General features: G+C 68.9%; 12 protein-coding genes and 1 other annotated feature. Of the genes, 7 read left to right on the top strand and 5 right to left on the bottom strand.

Features of this window, described 5'->3' with window-relative positions; all coding sequences use genetic code 11:
• The first annotated feature begins 19 nt into the window (after window positions 1–19).
• Window positions 20–547: an inorganic pyrophosphatase gene (locus APT63_02305; protein AMA44542.1), complete on the top strand. Its 528-nt coding sequence runs from the start codon at window positions 20–22 to the stop codon at window positions 545–547.
• Between the two features lie 167 nt (window positions 548–714).
• Window positions 715–1,431: a hypothetical protein gene (locus APT63_02300; protein ID AMA44541.1), complete on the top strand. Its 717-nt coding sequence runs from the start codon at window positions 715–717 to the stop codon at window positions 1,429–1,431.
• Window positions 1,432–1,650: 219 nt separating this feature from the next.
• Here APT63_02300 and APT63_02295 read toward each other — a convergent pair whose 3' ends face one another.
• Genes APT63_02295 through APT63_02275 form a run of 5 tightly spaced genes read right to left on the bottom strand, consistent with a single transcriptional unit; the run spans window position 1,651 to window position 9,323 of the window.
• Window positions 1,651–2,352 carry a two-component system response regulator gene (locus APT63_02295; protein AMA44540.1) on the bottom strand — a complete coding sequence of 234 codons (702 nt, stop codon included), beginning with the start codon at window positions 2,350–2,352 and terminating at the stop codon, window positions 1,651–1,653.
• Window positions 2,349–4,973: a histidine kinase gene (locus APT63_02290; GenBank protein AMA44539.1), complete on the bottom strand. Its 2,625-nt coding sequence runs from the start codon at window positions 4,971–4,973 to the stop codon at window positions 2,349–2,351. The genes APT63_02295 and APT63_02290 overlap by 4 nt, the downstream gene beginning before the upstream one ends.
• Before the next feature lie 14 nt (window positions 4,974–4,987).
• Entirely contained in the window at window positions 4,988–5,548 is a 561-nt protein-coding gene (locus tag APT63_02285; GenBank protein ID AMA44538.1) for an ATPase, read from the bottom strand.
• An 11-nt stretch (window positions 5,549–5,559) separates the two neighbouring features.
• Window positions 5,560–7,620: a potassium-transporting ATPase subunit B gene (locus APT63_02280; GenBank protein ID AMA44537.1), complete on the bottom strand. Its 2,061-nt coding sequence runs from the start codon at window positions 7,618–7,620 to the stop codon at window positions 5,560–5,562.
• Between the two features lie 8 nt (window positions 7,621–7,628).
• Entirely contained in the window at window positions 7,629–9,323 is a 1,695-nt protein-coding gene (locus tag APT63_02275; protein AMA44536.1) for an ATPase, read from the bottom strand.
• Between the two features lie 328 nt (window positions 9,324–9,651).
• On the opposite strand from APT63_02275, the gene APT63_02270 reads away from it, so the two are divergent.
• The 5 genes from APT63_02270 to APT63_02250 all read left to right on the top strand — a co-directional run bounded on the left by APT63_02270 (window position 9,652) and on the right by APT63_02250 (window position 15,083).
• Entirely contained in the window at window positions 9,652–10,548 is an 897-nt protein-coding gene (locus APT63_02270) for an esterase (GenBank protein ID AMA44535.1), read from the top strand.
• A gap of 439 nt (window positions 10,549–10,987) precedes the next feature.
• Window positions 10,988–11,129 (top strand) — a binding site (FMN riboswitch).
• 75 nt (window positions 11,130–11,204) lie between these two features.
• Complete coding sequence (locus tag APT63_02265; GenBank protein AMA44534.1) at window positions 11,205–11,858, top strand: 3,4-dihydroxy-2-butanone 4-phosphate synthase; 654 nt, start codon at window positions 11,205–11,207, stop codon at window positions 11,856–11,858.
• A gap of 78 nt (window positions 11,859–11,936) precedes the next feature.
• A complete protein-coding gene (locus APT63_02260; protein ID AMA44533.1) occupies window positions 11,937–12,179 on the top strand; it encodes an exodeoxyribonuclease VII small subunit in 243 nt (80 codons plus the stop codon).
• Window positions 12,176–13,063, top strand: a complete 888-nt coding sequence (locus APT63_02255) for a geranyl transferase (GenBank protein AMA44532.1) — start codon at window positions 12,176–12,178, stop codon at window positions 13,061–13,063. The genes APT63_02260 and APT63_02255 overlap by 4 nt, the downstream gene beginning before the upstream one ends.
• A 121-nt stretch (window positions 13,064–13,184) precedes the next feature.
• Window positions 13,185–15,083 (top strand): 1-deoxy-D-xylulose-5-phosphate synthase, encoded by a 1,899-nt coding sequence (locus APT63_02250; GenBank protein AMA44531.1) that lies wholly within the window; start codon window positions 13,185–13,187, stop codon window positions 15,081–15,083.
• Window positions 15,084–15,136: the final 53 nt, after the last annotated feature.

Here is a 15,136-nt window from a genome sequence, read left to right as displayed (position 1 = left end):
AACATGGGGGCACAGCCCAATGAGCTACAGCAAGATTCCGGCAGGCAAAGACCTGCCGAACGATATCTACGTTGCCATCGAGATCCCGGCCAACCACGCGCCGATCAAATACGAGATCGACAAGGACAGCGACACCCTGTTCGTCGACCGTTTCATGGCCACCCCGATGTTCTACCCGGCCAACTACGGCTTCATCCCCAACACCCTGGCCGACGACGGTGATCCGCTGGACGTGCTGGTCGTCACCCCGTACCCGGTCGCGCCAGGCTCGGTGATCCGCGCCCGTCCGGTCGGCGTGCTGAACATGACCGACGACGGCGGCGGCGACGCCAAGGTCATCGCCGTGCCGCACGACAAGCTGTCGCAGCTGTACGTCGACGTGAAGGAATACACCGACCTGCCACCGCTGCTGATCCAGCAGATCGAGCACTTCTTCGCCAACTACAAGGATCTGGAGAAGGGCAAGTGGGTCAAGATCGAAGGCTGGGCCGGCGCTGACGCCGCCCGCGAAGCGATCACCAAGTCGGCAGCGGCCTACAAGGGCTGATGCGACGGCCAGGCACGTCCTGGCCACGCCTGCGACGATCGGGGCCCTCTGGCCCCGGTTCCTACCGGTCCACCCTTCAGGTCGTCCAGACGTTTCCTACAGCCTGCCGGCTGGCGTAAACACCGCGTTTATTCCCCCACCCTCGCCTGCTCGCTAGACTCGGCGCCATGAAGACATCCGGCGACCGCCTCAAGGCCCTCCTGCAAGAATGCAACCTGACCCCCGCCGACTTCGCGGCCCATCGCGACGTCACGCCCCAGCACGTCCACAACTGGTTCAAGCGCGGCGTTCCCCTGGCGCGTCTCGACGAATTCGCCCAGTTGCTGTCGGTCAATCGCCGCTGGCTGCTGTCGGGCCAAGGGCGCAAGCACCCGCACTCGGCCCAGCACCCGCCGTGCATCGCTCATCCTCAGCAAGCAGTCCCGCTGTCGCCCGAGCTGGTCGCGCAGGAGGCCGAGATCGTTCGCCTGCCTCACCAGACGGTCTGCGAAGGCAAGCTGCAGTCCACCCCCGACCGCTTCCTGGCCTTGCCCCGGCCATTGCTCGACGCACAGGGCGTCGACCTGGCCCAGGCGATCTGCCTTACCGTGCCCGGCAGCAACATGCAGCCGCGCCTGGCAGTGGGCGCTACCCTGGCGGTCGACCGCGGCCAGACCCAGATCGTCGACGGTGACCTCTATGCCCTGTTGCACCTGGGCACGCTGCGGGTACACCAGGTCGCCCTGGACCGGGACAACGTCCTGTGCCTGCACAACCATGACGATGACGAGTACCCGAGCGAGTACTACAGCCTGGCCCAGCGACGGGTCCACGGGATCGAGGTGATCGGTCGGGTGTTCTGGTATTCGCACCTGTGCAGCACGCGGCTGTACCAGACGGGGTAATTGCCACTGGGCAAGCGCGGCGATGCCAGGTATCCTGCCGCCTACTTTCTGTCACTGTCGGCCTTCGCGCAGACAGGGCTCGGACCACCGCGAACCTCGCGGCTCGTCCCCTGAGGCCTTTATGGCCGATCACCCTTTGCAGGTGGTCATGGCTTACCAAAAGTAGGTCCAGACCATCGCCGAAAGCCGGCCACAAGCCGGCTTTTTAGTGCCCGCCGTTCAGCCACACGTCTCGCCATCGCCCAACCGATACCCCACCCCCGCCTCGGTATGCAGGTAGCGCGGCGCCGCCGACGCATCGCCGAGCTTCTGCCGCAGGTGGCCGACCACCACGCGCAGGTAGTGCGTGTCGTCCTGGTGTGTCGCGCCCCAGATGTCGGCCAGCAGCTGGCGCTGGGTGATCACCCGTCCCGGATGTCGGGCCAGCTGGCACAACACCGCATACTCCCGGGGCGTCAGCGCCAGGCGGCGTCCGTCGAGGGTGACTTCGCGGGCGCTGAAGTCCAGGCGCAGGTCGCCCACCGTGACCACGGCCTGGGTGTGTTCGCGGCCACCGGCCTGGCGCAGCAGCCCACGCACGCGGGCCAGGAACTCCTGGATGCCGAACGGCTTGACCATGTAGTCGTTGGCCCCGGCGTCCAGGGCCTGGACCTTCTGCGCTTCGCTGGCGCGGGCGGAGAGCACCAGGACCGGGGTGGCGCTCCATTCGCGCAGTTCGACCAGCACGTCCTGGCCGTCGCGGTCCGGCAGGCCGAGGTCGAGCACGATCAGGTCGGGCTGGCGGGTGGCGCTCAGGCCCAGGCCCTGTGTGGCCGTCTCGGCCTCCAGTACCGTGTAGCCTTGGCTGCTCAGGCTGATGCGTAGGAACTTGCGAATCTGCGGTTCGTCGTCGATCACCAGAACGGTGGGTGCCAGGGTCATGCGGGGGTCTCTTCGGCCGGCTGAGGGTGAAGCGGCAAGTGTAGCGTGATGCAGGTGCCCTGCCCGTCCGGTCCGGCCTCGACGCTGACCTGCCCACCGTGGGCGCCCACCATGCCCTGGCAGATGGCCAGGCCCAGCCCGGTGCCCTGCCCGCCGCGATCGCCACGGCTGGCGGTGTAGAACAGGTCGAAGACCTTGGCCCGTTCCTCGGGCGGAATGCCGGGGCCCTGGTCGCTGACCGAGAGCCCGAGCCGGTCGCCTTCGACGGTGACCGACACCACCACCTGCCCCTGGGGTGGGGAGAAGCGTGCGGCGTTCTCCAGGACGTTGACCAGGGCCTGCTCGATCAGCGCCGGGTGCGCATAGAGCAGCGGCAACCCCTCGGGCAGCTCGAGCCGCAGGCGCACGGGCGCCAGGACCGCCTGCAGGCGCTGCACCGCGCAGGCCACGATGTCGGCCGGCGCGACCCAGTCGCGGGCCAGACTGAGCGCGCCGTGGCCCAGGCGGGTCATGTCCAGCAGGTTCTGGATGTAGCGGTCGAGCCGCTCGCACTCCAGGCGCGTGCCTTCGAGCAGGGCGTCGCGATCGGCCTGATCCAGGGTCTCGCCGAACAGTTGCAGGCTCTCCAGGCTGCCACGCATGGCGGTCAGCGGGGTGCGCAGGTCATGGGAGACCGAGGCCAGCAAGGCGCTGCGCAAGGTTTCGGTTTCGCCCAGCAAGCGGGCGGCCTCCAGCTCTTCGGCCAGGGCCGCGCGGGCCAGCGCCTGGCCCAAAGGCTGGCCCAGCGCCATGGCCAGGCGTCGTCGTGCCTCGGGTATCGGCTGACCTGCCTTCGGCCACAGGCCGAGCAGGCCGACGCTGCCGCCCTCGACGCACAAGGGCCACCACCAGGCCTGGCTGGCGGGCAGCGTGCCGGTGCCCTGGCCGGCCGCCTGCCCGTGCTTCCAGGCCCATTGCGCGGTGGCGCGGTCGACCTCGGCACGGCTCGAGGGCAGGTCGAGCGCCCCATGGGGGTCCTGTCCATGGACGGTGACGTGCACGTCGGTCCAGCCCTCGAAGTGCCGGCGCGCTGCCGCCAGAACCGCCTCACGGTCACTGGCGGCGGCCAGGTGACCGGACAGGTCGAGCAGTTCGTCGGTGTGCGCCTGGGTGTCGCGCAGCGCCAGCAACTGCCGGCGCTGAGCAGTGGCCAGGTTGCCGGTCACGGTCGCCATGAACAGGAAGAACAGCAAGGTCAGCACGTCTTCCTGCAGGTCCACCGAGAACGAATACAACGGCGTGATGAACAGGAAATCGTAGAGCAGGAACGACAGCCCCGCGCTCAGCAGCGCCGGCCCGAGGCCGCCGATCACCGCGACCACCAGGACACCGGCCAGGAACACCAGGGAGATGTTGGGCAGCGCCAGCCAGGTGGAGAGCCCCCAGGACAGCGCGGCCGCCAGGGCCGAGACCAGCACCGCCAGGGCCAGATACCGGCGTCGGGTGGCCGGACGCCAGCGCCGTGTCCGGGACGCGTCTGCGGCCTCGCGGTCGAGCACGGCGACTTCCAGCCCCTTGGCCCGGCCCAGCAAGCGACCTGGCAGGCCCAGCCCCCAGAGGCGACGCCGTGCGGCGGCCAGCAACAGCACCGTGGCCCGGCGTTGGGCGGCATGCTGGAGCAAGGCATCGGCCACGTCGTGGGCGCGCAGCCGGACCACCTCGCCGCCCAGCCGCTCGGCCAGGCGCTGCGCCGCCATCAGCCGTTGCCGATGCGCGTCGTCCAGGCCACGACCGGTATCGACGTGCACCAGCGCCCAGGGCAGGTGGCGACGCTCGGCGACCCGGCTGGCGTGACGAACCAGGCGCTCGGCCTGCGCATCGCCCTGGACCGCCACCAGCAGCCGCCCCCGCCCTTGCGGCAACGGCAGCCCCTGCTGGCGATAGCCTTGGGCGACATCGCCTTCGACGTGGGCCGCGGCGACCTGCATCGCCAGTTCGCGCAATGCGGCCAGGTGGGTCGGCACGAAGAACGCCTCGATGGCCGCGCGGGCCTGCTCGGGCATGTACACCTTGCCGGCCCGCAGGCGCTCCAGCAGCTCACGGGGTGGCAGGTCGATCAGCACCAGCTCGTGCGCCTCCAGCACCACCCAGTCCGGCACGGTCTCCTGGACACGCACGCCGGTGATGCCGTGAACCTGGTCGTTGAGGCTTTCCAGGTGCTGGACGTTGAGGGTGGTGTGCACGTCGATGCCGGCAGCCAGCAATTCGCGGACATCCTGCCAGCGCTTGGCATGCCGGCTGCCCGGTGCATTGCTGTGCGCCAGTTCGTCCACCAGCGCCACCTGGGGTCGGGCCGCCAGCAGGGCGTCGAGGTCCAGCGCTTCGAGGGTCCGGTCGCGATAAGGCCGTCGCACGCGTGGCTGCATAGGCAGCCCCACCAGCAAGGCTTCGGTCTCGGCGCGACCATGGGTCTCGACCCAGCCGACCCGTACCCGAACGCCCTGGCGTTGCAGGTCATGGGCGGTGCGCAGCAGGGCGCAGGTCTTGCCGACACCGGCGCTGGCGCCCAGGTACACCTTCAGGCGGCCCCGGCCATCGGACAGGGCCGCCAGCAGCGCGTCGGCGCGAGCCGCATCCTTCATCGAGCAGTACCTCATCAGGGCATCAGGGGCCAGCGTTGCTGCAGCATCAGGTTCAAGGCCAGCACGTTGACCACCGGCGGGCCGACCCACGGCGTGCGCACCTGCTGGCGCACCAGGGCTTCCAGCACGGCGGCGTCCAGGTGGCGGGCAGCGGCGATGCGCTTAACCTGCCACAACGCCGCGTCCGGCGGAAGGTCCGGGTCCAGACCACTGCCGGAGGTGGTCAGCAAGGCCAGCGGCACCGGCCCTTCGCCCTGCCCGCTCAGGCGTTCGGCATCGTCACGCAGGCGCTGGGCCAGCGCCGGGTTATGGGTGGCCAGGTTGCTGGCGGCGCTGGCGACGGTGGCGAAGGCGCCTGCCGAAGGTCGGGGCTGGAACCAGGCATCGCCGGTGAACGCCTGGGCGATCGGCGTCGAACCGATCACCTGGCCCTGGGGGTTACGCACCAGGCTGCCCTGGGCCTGCTCGGTGAAGGCGAGGCGCCCGATGGCGCCGACCAGCAGCGGGTAGGCGACCCCGGTCAGCAGGGCCAGCGCAGCCAGGAGGCTGATGGCGGGACGAAGCACAGTGTTCATGGGGGCGTTCCTCAAACCAGGTGAAGGGCAGTCAACGCGAGGTCGATCAGCTTGATGCCGACGAACGGCACCAGCAGCCCGCCCACGCCGTAGATCAGCAGGTTGCGTCGCAGCAGGCTGTTGGCGCTGGCGGCCCGGACCCGCACGCCGCGCAGCGCCAGGGGGATCAGGGCGACGATGATCAGCGCGTTGAAGACGATGGCCGACAGGATCGCGCTCTGCGGGCTGTGCAGGTGCATGACGTTGAGCACGTCCAGTTGCGGGTAGAGGCTGGCGAACAGGGCCGGCAGGATGGCGAAGTACTTGGCCACGTCGTTGGCCACCGAAAAGGTGGTCAGTGCACCCCGGGTCATGAGCAGTTCCTTGCCGATGCGCACCACGTCGAGCAGCTTGGTCGGGTCGCTGTCCAGGTCGACCATGTTGGCGGCCTCGCGCGCGGCCTGGGTGCCTTCGTTCATCGCCATGCCGACATCGGCCTGGGCCAGCGCCGGGGCATCGTTGGCGCCGTCGCCGCACATGGCGACCAGACGCCCCTGGCCTTGCTCCTGGCGGATGCGTTCGAGCTTCTTCTGCGGCGTGGCTTCGGCGATCACGTCGTCGACTCCGGCCTGGGCGGCGATGGCGGCGGCGGTCAGCGGGTTGTCGCCGGTCACCATCACCGTGCGGATGCCCAGTTGGCGCAGGGCATCGAACCGTTCACGGATGCCTGGCTTGACCACGTCGGTCAGTTCGATGGCGCCGATCAGGCGGTCGTCGCACGCCAACAGCAAGGGCGTGCCGCCGGCCTGGGCGATCCGCTCGATCTCGCGCGCCAGGCTGTCCGGCAAGGCTGCGCGGGTGCTGCCCAGGTACGCCAGCAGCGCGTCCACCGCGCCTTTGCGGTAGCGACGCTCGCCCAGGTCCAGCCCGGACAGGCGAGTCTCGGCGCTGAACGGCACCGGCGTGGCCTGTGGCGGCTGCGGATGACGCACCACGCCCAGTTGCTCCACGTAGGTCACCACCGACTTGCCTTCGGCGGTGCTGTCGCCCAGCGAGGCCAGCAGGGCGACATCGGCCAGCTCGGCCTTGCTGACCGACGGCGCGGCGTACAACCCGGTGCAGCGACGGTTGCCGAAGGTGATGGTGCCGGTCTTGTCGAGCAGCAGCACGTGCACGTCACCGGCCGCCTCCACGGCGCGCCCGGACTTGGCGATCACGTTGAGGCGCACCAGACGGTCCATGCCGGCGATGCCGATGGCCGAAAGCAGGCCGCCGATGGTGGTCGGGATCAAGGTGACCAGCAACGCCACCAGGAACAGCAGCGGCAAGGCGCCCCCGGCGAAGGCGGCGAACGGCTGCAAGGTCACCACCACCAGCAGGAAGATCAGCGTCAGCCCGATCAGCAGGATGTCCAGGGCGGTTTCGTTGGGGGTTTTCTGCCGGCGGGCGCCTTCGACCAGGGCGATCATGCGGTCGAGGGTGGACTCGCCCGGGTTGGCGGTGATGCGCACCAACAGCCAGTCGGAGACCAGCCGGGTGTTGCCGGTGACCGCGCAGCGATCGCCCCCGGACTCGCGAATCACTGGCGCCGATTCCCCGGTGATGGCGGCTTCGTCGACGGCAGCGATGCCTTCGAGCACTTCGCCATCGCCAGGGATCAGCTCACCGGCGTCGACCCGCACCACGTCGCCTCGACGCAGGGTGGTCGCCGAGACCGACTCGAAGGTCCCCTGGGCCGTGCGGCGACGGGCCTGCACATCGACGCTGCCTGCCCGCAGGCTGTCGGCACGCGCCTTGCCGCGCCCTTCGGCCAGGGCCTCGGCAAAGTTGGCGAACAGCACGGTGAACCACAGCCACAGCGCGATCTGCACGCCGACCGACACCGGTACGGCGTCGTTGGGCAGCAGGCACAGCAACGTGGCGAACAGCGCTGTCACCGCGACCACCAGCATCACTGGCGAACGGCGCAACTGCCGGGGGTCGAGCTTGACGACGGCCTGCCACAACGCCGGGCGCCACAACGCCGACAGGTGCGTCTGGGCCACGGGCACGACAGGGGTGCTTTCACGGGCAGGTTCTACGGGCAGGTTCATGGCAGTCCTCAACGCACGACGCTCAAGTGATCGGCCACCGGCCCCAGGGCCAGGGTCGGCAGGAAGGTCAAACCGCCGACCACCAGCAAGGTGACGGTCAGCAACACCACGAACAGCAGCCCGTGGGTGGGGAAGGTGTCCTGGCCGACCGGCGTGGCGTTCTTCGCCGCCAGGCTGCCTGCCAGGGCCAGCACCGGCAGGATGTAGCCGAAGCGGCCGATGAGCATCGCCAGCCCCAGCAGCAGGTTGTGCGGCGTGCTGTTGGCGTTGAAGCCGGCGAAGGCCGAGCCGTTGTTGGCCGTGGCCGAGGTGTAGGCATAGAGCAATTCGCTGAAGCCGTGGGGCCCCGGGTTGCTCAGGGCCGCCTCGATGCCGGGCAGGCTGGCGGCGATGGCGCCGAGCACCAGCACGCCCACCGGCATCACCAGCAAGGTCGCCACCAGCAGCTTGACCTCGTGGGCGCCGAGCTTCTTGCCCAGGTACTCGGGCGTGCGTCCGATCATCAGGCCTGCCAGGAACACGGTGATCAGCACGAACAGCAACATCCCGTAGAGCCCGGCACCGACGCCGCCGAAGACCACCTCGCCGAGCATCATGTTGACCATTGCCACCAGGCCGGTCAGCGGGTTCAGGCTGTCGTGCATGCCGTTGACCGACCCGTTGGACGCGGCCGTGGTGACCACCGCCCATAGGCTGGTGGCCAGGCTGCCGAAGCGGGCCTCCTTGCCCTCCAGCGGGGCGGCGGACTGGATCAGGTGCGGGTCGAGCCCGGTCAGCGGCTGCGTCTCCGCCCACAGCGCCACCCCGCCGCCCAGGCACAGCAGCACCAGCATGGTGGCGAAGATCGCCCGACTCTGGCGCAGGTCCTTGACGTAATGGCCGAAGGTGAACACCAGGGCCGCCGGGATCAACAGGATCGCCACCAGCTCGAACAGGTTGCTCCAGGCCGTCGGGTTCTCGAAGGGGTGGGCCGAGTTGGTTCCGAAGAACCCTCCGCCATTGGTGCCCAGCTGCTTGATCGCCACCTGGCTCGCGGCCGGCCCCATCGGCAGCTGCTGGAGCGTGCCTTGCAGGGTGTGGGCCTCGACGTAGGGCGCCAGGTTCTGCGGCACGCCTTGCCACAGCAGCAGCACGGCCAGCAGCAGGCTCAGCGGCAGCAGCCCGTACAGGGTGGCGCGGGTCAGGTCCGCCCAGGCATTGCCGACGGTGCTCGCCGAACGACGGGCCAGGCCCCGGCACAGGGCCACCAGCACGCACAGCCCGGTGGCGGCGCTGACGAAGTTCTGCACGCCCAGCCCGAGCGCCTGGCTCAGGTAGCTCAGCGACGCCTCGCCGCTGTAGGCCTGCCAGTTGGTGTTGGTGACGAAGCTGACCGCCGTGTTGAACGCCAGCGCCGCGTCCAAGCCCGGCAGGCCTTGAGGATTGAGCGGCAGTAGGCCTTGCAGCATGAGCAGGCCGAACAGCGCCACGAACCCGGCCAGGTTGAATGCCAGCAGCGCGAGGGCATAGCGCTGCCAGCCCTGCTCCTGCTGCGGCTGGACACCGGCCAGGCGGTAGCAGCCGCGCTCGATCGGTGCCAATGCCGGGTGCAGCCAGGTGCGCTGACCCTCCATGACGCGGTAGTAGAAGCGGCCCAGCCAGGGCGCCGGCAGAATCACCAGCAGCAGGAACAGCCCGATCAGGGCGAGGTCATGACTGTGCATGGCATCACGTCCGGTCGGCGCGCAGCAGCGCGATCACGAGGTAGAGGAACAGGGCCGTGGCGGCCAGCAGGGAAAAGAGCTCGATGGGGCCCATGGGGTGCTCCTGACAGGGCGAGGGACAGGTCTGCAGTATTCGGGCGAGGGGCGTAAAGGATCGATTGGCAAGGACCTGCCTGGGCGTAAAGTTTTCGTAACGACGGCCATGCCAGGCGGCGGCGCCCGCACGTTTGGCATTTGCAATCCACGGCGTTTTACGCGAGCGTGCCCGTCGCACGGCAACGAAGGCCGCGCGGGCGTTCGCGTTTCTTCACCCCCATGAGCGTATTCGATGAGAGCTTCCCTGTTTTCCCTGGCGCTGTCGGTGGCCCTGGCCGCCGTTCTGCCGCCGGCCCTGGCGCAACCGACCCCTGGACAGACGATGGAGGCACCTGTGCTGCAGCGTGACGATCTGGCTTACCGCTTCAAAACCCTGGCTGTGGACGCCGTCGACGGCCAACGGCATTACCAGCTGTGGGTCGGCATTCCGAAGCGCCCGGCACCGGCGGCGGGTTATCCGGCCCTGTGGATGCTCGATGGCAATGCCGCGATCGGGGCGCTGTCACCTGAGCAACTGGACGGCCTGGCGGCCGGGCAGGCGCCCGTGCTGGTGGCCGTCGGTTACCGCACCGAGGCCCGCATCGACCGCGCGGGCCGCACGTTGGACTACACGCCGCCGGTGAAGGGGCTGGCGCAGCAGCAGGACCCGCTCACCGGCCTGCCCAGTGGCGGCGTCGATGCGTTTCTCGACCTGCTCGAGCAGCGCATGCGTCCCGCGGTAGGCCAGGTGGTGCCGCTCGATCCACGGCACCAGACGCTGTGGGGGCATTCCTATGGCGGGCTGGCCGTTCTGCATGCGTTGTTCACCCGGCCTGGGGCCTTCACCGACTACGCGGCGGCCAGCCCCTCGCTGTGGTGGCGCCAGGGCGCGGTGGTGGCCGATGCGGCCGGGCTGGAGCAGCGCCTGGCCGGGCAGCACCCTCGCCTGCTGCTGATGAAGGGCAGTGCCGAAGGGGTGCCACCGGGACAGGTATCGAAGGCCGATGCCGACGCCGGCGCACGGCGACTGGACGCGGCCTTGGCCGAGGCGCCGGGGGTGACGGTGCGGTCGAAGGTGTTCGAAGGGTTGGGGCATGGCCCGATGTTGCCGGCGTCGCTGGGGTATGTGGTGGAGCAGCTGTCGCATTGAAGGCGTGGGTGATCGATCGTCGCGGATCGGTCGCTGCATGGAGGTGGCATCGTGCAGGTTGATGCAGCGGCCCCTGCGGGGCCGATCGCGGCACAGGGGCCGCTCCTACAGGTGACCGCGATAGCCTGCAACATCGTGATGCGGCTACGCGTGTAGCCGCTGTCGATTTCGCCCAATGCTCTGAATTTCGACCTAACCTGCAACCCCGCGGTGGGACTACGGGTGTAGGAGCGGCCCCCGCCGGGGCGCCGGACCGGCCGCGATTGGGCCCGCCAGGGCCCACATCAGCACTTGGCAGAAACCATAGAGTCTCCCACAGAAGGCTGAGGGCTGATCCTGCAGGGCGCAGGCCCGGCGACAAGCCCTCTCGCGCTCCGATGCCCTCCCAAGGTCGTACACCCCCGCCTTGCCATCGGGGTACCTGCCTGGGGTATGCTTGCCCGGTCTTCAGGGCGGGGTGCAATTCCCCACCGGCGGTAAGTCGACAGACGAGCCCGCGAGCGCCTTGGCCATGCCAAGGGTCAGCAGACCTGGTGAGATTCCAGGGCCGACGGTCATAGTCCGGATGAAAGAAGGCGTCAGGCGAAGGTCCCCTGGGCCTTTGCACGCGCGTTTTTTGCTTGCCCCGAGACGTTCATCTCAACGAGGAGCGTTTCATGTCCACTTCACACCCCACGCACTATCCCAATGTCACCGCCGCCCTTGCCGCCTTCCGTGCCGGCAAGCCTGTGCTGTTGCTCGACGACGACGATCGCGAGGACGAGGCCGACATCATCGCGGCGGCCGAGAACATCTCGCTGCAGACCATGGCCATGATGATCCGCGACTGCAGCGGCATCGTCTGCCTGTGCCTGGACGAAGCCACCGTCGATGCGCTGGCGCTGGCGCCGATGGTGCAGCACAACCAGGCCCGTCATGGCACCGGCTTCACCGTGACCATCGAAGCGGCCGAAGGCATCACCACCGGGGTCTCGGCCCAGGACCGCATCACCACCATCCAGGCCGCGCTGGCGTCCAGCGCCAGCGAGCGGCACATCGTCAGCCCGGGTCACGTGTTCCCGCTGCGTGCACGTACGGGCGGTGTGCTGACCCGTCGCGGCCACACCGAAGGCTCGGTCGACCTGGCGCGCCTGGCCGGCCTGCGTCCGGCCGCGGTGCTCTGCGAACTGATGAACCCCGATGGCACCATGGCCCGTGGCGAACAGGTGGCGGCGTACGCGCGCCAGCACGACCTGCCGGTGCTGACCATCGAGGAGCTGGCGCGCTATCGCCTGGCCCTGCGCGCGCAACAGGCCGAAGCCGTGGCGTGAGGAGTGCCTGGGGCGTTTGCTCACCCCGCCCCGCTCTGCTAGTGTCGCGGCGTTCACCACAGCCACGAGACAGCCGCCATGGCCCGTAAAAAAGCGTCCATCGATTTCGAGCAATCCCTCGCCGCGTTGCAAGCGCTGGTAGAACGCCTGGAAAACGGCGAGTTGTCGCTCGAGGATTCGCTGGTCGCCTTCGAACAGGGCATCAGCCTGACCCGTGAATGCCAGGGCGCGCTGTCGCAGGCCGAGCAGAAGGTGCAGATCCTGCTCGAGCGCGACGGCGCGCTGGCGGCCGAGCCGTTCGACGCGGAACCGACGGCATGATCGCCGCCTACCAGGCCAAGTGCCAGGCCCAGGTCGATGCGGCCCTGGAGCCGCTGTTCCAGGCCCCCTCGCCCGAACTCGAGCGGTTGTACGCCGCCATGCGCTACAGCGTCATGAACGGCGGCAAGCGGGTCCGTCCGCTGCTGGCCTATGCCGCCTGCGAAGCGCTGGGCGCCGACGGGCAGCGCGCCAACGGTGCGGCCTGCGCGGTGGAGCTGATCCACGCCTACTCGCTGGTGCACGATGACTTGCCGGCCATGGACGACGACGACCTGCGCCGTGGCCAGCCGACCACGCACAAGGCTTTTGACGAAGCCTGCGCGATCCTGGCCGGCGACGGCTTGCAGAGCCTGGCCTTCAGTGCCCTGCTCGACCCGCGCCTGAATACCCAGGACGCCGACACCAGCCTGGCCATGGTCCGTGCCCTGGCCGAGGCCGCTGGTTCGGCGGGCATGGTCGGCGGCCAGGCCATCGACCTGGGCTCGGTGGGCCTGAAGCTCGACCAGCAGGCCCTGGAATACATGCACCGCCACAAGACCGGCGCGTTGATCGAAGCCAGCGTTCGCCTAGGCGCCCTGGCCAGCGGTCGGGCCAGCGCGAGCCAGTTGGCGGCGTTGCAGACCTATGCCCAGGCGATCGGCCTGGCCTTCCAGGTGCAGGACGATATCCTCGACATCGAGAGCGACACGGCGACCCTGGGCAAGCACCAGGGCGCCGACCTGGCTCGCGACAAACCGACCTACCCGGCGCTGCTGGGCTTGCCGGCGGCCAAGGCCTACGCCGTGGAACTGCGCGACCAGGCCCTGGTCGCACTGGAAGGTTTCGGCGAGTCTGCCGAGCCGCTGCGGGCGTTGGCCTGCTACATCGTCGAGCGCCGTCACTGAGCCCATCATTCCCGCGTTCCGGCCCCCATTACCGGCCGGTCGTTGGAGTCGCTGGCAAAATGGGCAGTTGTCCCTCAATGGGTTAAACTGCCGCCACTTCACACCTATAACGATTCGCCTGATGCCCACGACGTTTCAAGAGATTCCCCGCGAACGCCCGGTCACGCCCCTGCTGGACCGTGCCGACACGCCCGTCGGTCTGCGCCGGCTGGCCGAAGCCGACCTGGAGACCCTGGCCGATGAATTGCGCCAGGAGTTGCTCTATTGCGTCGGTGAAACCGGTGGGCATTTCGGCGCCGGCCTGGGCGTGATCGAGCTGACCATCGCCCTGCACTACGTCTTCGACACGCCGGACGACCGGCTGGTGTGGGACGTCGGTCACCAGGCCTACCCGCACAAGATCCTCACCGGACGGCGCCAGCGCATGCACACCCTGCGGCAGAAGGACGGCGTCGCCGCCTTCCCGCGTCGGGTCGAGAGCGAGTACGACACCTTCGGCGTCGGGCATTCGAGCACCTCGATCAGCGCCGCCCTGGGCATGGCCATCGCCGCCCGACTGCAGAACGATCCGCGCAAGTCGATCGCCGTGATCGGTGACGGCGCGCTGACCGCCGGCATGGCGTTCGAGGCGCTCAACCACGCCCAGGAAGTGGACGCTGACATGCTGGTGATCCTCAACGACAACGACATGTCGATCTCGCGCAACGTCGGCGGTCTGTCCAACTACCTGGCCAAGATCCTCTCCAGCCGCACCTACACCAGCATGCGCGAGGGCAGCAAGAAGGTGCTTTCGCGCCTGCCGGGTGCCTGGGAAATCGCCCGACGCACCGAGGAGTACGCCAAGGGCATGCTGGTGCCGGGCACGCTGTTCGAGGAGCTGGGCTGGAACTACATCGGCCCGATCGACGGCCATGACCTGCCGACCCTGATCGCCACCCTGCGCAACATGCGTGACCTCAAGGGGCCGCAGTTCCTGCACGTGGTCACCAAGAAGGGCAAGGGCTTCGCGCCGGCCGAGGTCGACCCGATCGGCTACCACGCCATCACCAAGCTGGAACCGGCCAACGCGCCGCCCGTCGCGCCGCGCAAGGCGACCGGGCCGAAGTATTCGGCCGTGTTCGGCCAGTGGCTGTGCGACATGGCCGCCGCCGACACACGCCTGGTCGGCATCACCCCGGCCATGAAGGAAGGCTCCGACCTGGTGGCGTTCAGCGAGCGCTACCCGGAGCGTTACTTCGACGTGGCGATCGCCGAGCAGCATGCCGTGACCCTGGCGGCCGGCATGGCCTGCGAGGGCGCCAAGCCGGTGGTGGCCATCTACTCCACCTTCCTGCAGCGTGGCTATGACCAGCTGATCCACGACGTGGCCGTGCAGAACCTCGACGTGCTGTTCGCCATCGACCGCGCTGGCCTGGTGGGCGAAGACGGCCCGACCCATGCCGGCAGCTTCGACCTGTCCTTCCTGCGCTGCATCCCCGGCATGCTGATCATGGCGCCGAGCGACGAGGGCGAGCTGCGCAAGATGCTCAGCACCGGCTACGTCTACGAAGGCCCGGCGGCGGTGCGCTACCCCCGCGGCAATGGCCCGAACGCCTTGATCGGCGGCGACCTGGACCCGCTGGAGATCGGCAAGGGCGTCGTTCGTCGCCACGGCAAGGACGTCGCGCTGCTGGTGTTCGGCGTGCAACTGGCCGAGGCCCTGAAAGTGGCCGAGACGCTGGATGCCACCGTGGTCGACATGCGCTTCGTCAAGCCGTTGGACGAAGCCCTGATCCGTGAACTGGCCGGCAGCCATGCGCTGCTGGTGACGGTCGAGGAAAACGCCATCATGGGCGGTGCGGGCGCGGCGGTGGGTGAGTTCCTGGCCCGCGAGGCGCTGGTCAAACCCCTGCTGCACCTGGGTCTGCCGGACCTCTACGTCGAGCATGCCAAGCCTTCACAGATGCTGGCCGAGTGCGGCCTGGATGCGCCGGGCATCGAAGCGGCCGTTCGCGCCCGGATGACGCTGCTCGGCCTCTGACACAGGCGCCTGCCCGGCAGGCGCCCTGCTACGGGGCTGCCGGGCAGCCCCGG

The sequence above is a fragment of the Pseudomonas monteilii genome, from assembly GCA_001534745.1.
Lineage (GTDB): Bacteria > Pseudomonadota > Gammaproteobacteria > Pseudomonadales > Pseudomonadaceae > Aquipseudomonas > Aquipseudomonas alabamensis.
The sequence above is the reverse complement of the archived record's forward strand: the minus strand, read 5'-3'. Positions and strand labels throughout refer to the sequence as shown.

What these genes read in the sequence shown, in the direction of transcription:
- APT63_02305 (AMA44542.1), top strand. Translation starts at nt 20, where the DNA reads ATGAGCTACAGCAAGATTCCGGCAGGCAAAGACCTGCCGAACGATATC.
- APT63_02300 (AMA44541.1), top strand. Translation starts at nt 715, where the DNA reads ATGAAGACATCCGGCGACCGCCTCAAGGCCCTCCTGCAAGAATGCAAC.
- APT63_02295 (AMA44540.1), bottom strand. Translation starts at nt 2,352, where the DNA reads ATGACCCTGGCACCCACCGTTCTGGTGATCGACGACGAACCGCAGATT.
- APT63_02290 (AMA44539.1), bottom strand. Translation starts at nt 4,973, where the DNA reads ATGAAGGATGCGGCTCGCGCCGACGCGCTGCTGGCGGCCCTGTCCGAT.
- APT63_02285 (AMA44538.1), bottom strand. Translation starts at nt 5,548, where the DNA reads ATGAACACTGTGCTTCGTCCCGCCATCAGCCTCCTGGCTGCGCTGGCC.
- APT63_02280 (AMA44537.1), bottom strand. Translation starts at nt 7,620, where the DNA reads ATGAACCTGCCCGTAGAACCTGCCCGTGAAAGCACCCCTGTCGTGCCC.
- APT63_02275 (AMA44536.1), bottom strand. Translation starts at nt 9,323, where the DNA reads ATGCACAGTCATGACCTCGCCCTGATCGGGCTGTTCCTGCTGCTGGTG.
- APT63_02270 (AMA44535.1), top strand. Translation starts at nt 9,652, where the DNA reads ATGAGAGCTTCCCTGTTTTCCCTGGCGCTGTCGGTGGCCCTGGCCGCC.
- APT63_02265 (AMA44534.1), top strand. Translation starts at nt 11,205, where the DNA reads ATGTCCACTTCACACCCCACGCACTATCCCAATGTCACCGCCGCCCTT.
- APT63_02260 (AMA44533.1), top strand. Translation starts at nt 11,937, where the DNA reads ATGGCCCGTAAAAAAGCGTCCATCGATTTCGAGCAATCCCTCGCCGCG.
- APT63_02255 (AMA44532.1), top strand. Translation starts at nt 12,176, where the DNA reads ATGATCGCCGCCTACCAGGCCAAGTGCCAGGCCCAGGTCGATGCGGCC.
- APT63_02250 (AMA44531.1), top strand. Translation starts at nt 13,185, where the DNA reads ATGCCCACGACGTTTCAAGAGATTCCCCGCGAACGCCCGGTCACGCCC.